The 1,088-nt window shown below is 70.1% G+C and carries 1 protein-coding gene; it reads left to right on the top strand.

What is annotated here, in order from left to right:
• A partial coding sequence (locus ACFCZN_RS21515) for a phosphotransferase family protein (protein WP_430558123.1) occupies nt 1-803 on the top strand: 803 nt, incomplete at its 5' end.
• Nucleotides 804-1,088: the final 285 nt, after the last annotated feature.

Raw genomic sequence — 1,088 nt, 5'->3', positions numbered from 1 at the left:
GCCTCGACCAGCTGCCACCCGCCGCCCGCGCCGCCATCGAGAAGCACACCGGCCCCCTCCTCACAGTCAAGGAGACAACCGAGGGCTTCAACAGCGAGATCGCCGCCCGCATCACCTCCACCACGGGCACCTGGCACATCAAGGGACTACGCACCGACCACCCCCGCGCCTGGACCCAACACCGCGAAGCCGCCGTCGCCCCCTTCCTCACCGGCCTGGCCCCCACCCTCGACTGGCACGTCGAAACCGCAGGCTGGGACCTCCTCGGCTTCGAAGCCCTCAACGGCCACCACGCCGACTACGCACCCGGCTCCCCCGACCTCCCCGAAGTCGCCGCCCTCCTGCGCCACCTCGGCAAGACCCCCTGCCCCGACATCGAACTCCGCCACGCCGAACAGCGGTTGGAGCGCTACGCGGCGCGTCCCGACGACCTCCGCCACTTCGCCGGGCCCCATCTCCTGCACACCGACCTGAACCACACCAACGTCCTCGTCGACGACCACGCACCCCAGGGCGGTAGGGCCCGTCTGGTCGACTGGGCCTGGGCAACCCGCGGAGCGCCCTGGCTGGACGCCGGCTACTGGACCATCTGGCTCATCGCCGCCGGACACACCCCCGCATCCGCCGAGCGCTGGGCAGCCGACATCCCCTCCTGGCACACCGCCCCCGCCGAGGGCATCACCGCCTTCGCCGTCGCCAACGCGAACGTGTGGGCCGAGATCAGCGCCGCCGACCCCGCCCCGTGGACCCTGCGCCTCGCAACAGCCGCTGAGGCCTGGCACGTACACCGCAGGGCTGGTTGAACCGAGGCGGTGAAAGTTCTGGCCACCCTAGGCGGCGGCGCAACCTACAAGATGGGAAATCAGGCACACCTCGCAGGGCAACACGCTGGAGTCTTCGAGCGTCGGCTTCAGCGCCGACGGATGTACGGACTCGAACACAGGGTGATCGGGTCTGCCGATCGGACATAGAACACCCTGCTGTCCCTCAACGAGGGGGCAGCGCACTGGTCGCCTGCGCCAGCTGACCACTGCCGCTGCGTTCCAGGAGGCCGCCGCTCTCTAGGAGTTCGGCCCTCGGTTCCGTGC

This window comes from Isoptericola sp. NPDC056134, from assembly GCF_042264825.1.
Classification (GTDB): domain Bacteria; phylum Actinomycetota; class Actinomycetes; order Actinomycetales; family Cellulomonadaceae; genus Isoptericola; species Isoptericola nanjingensis.
This window is presented reverse-complemented; position numbering and strand designations above follow the sequence as displayed.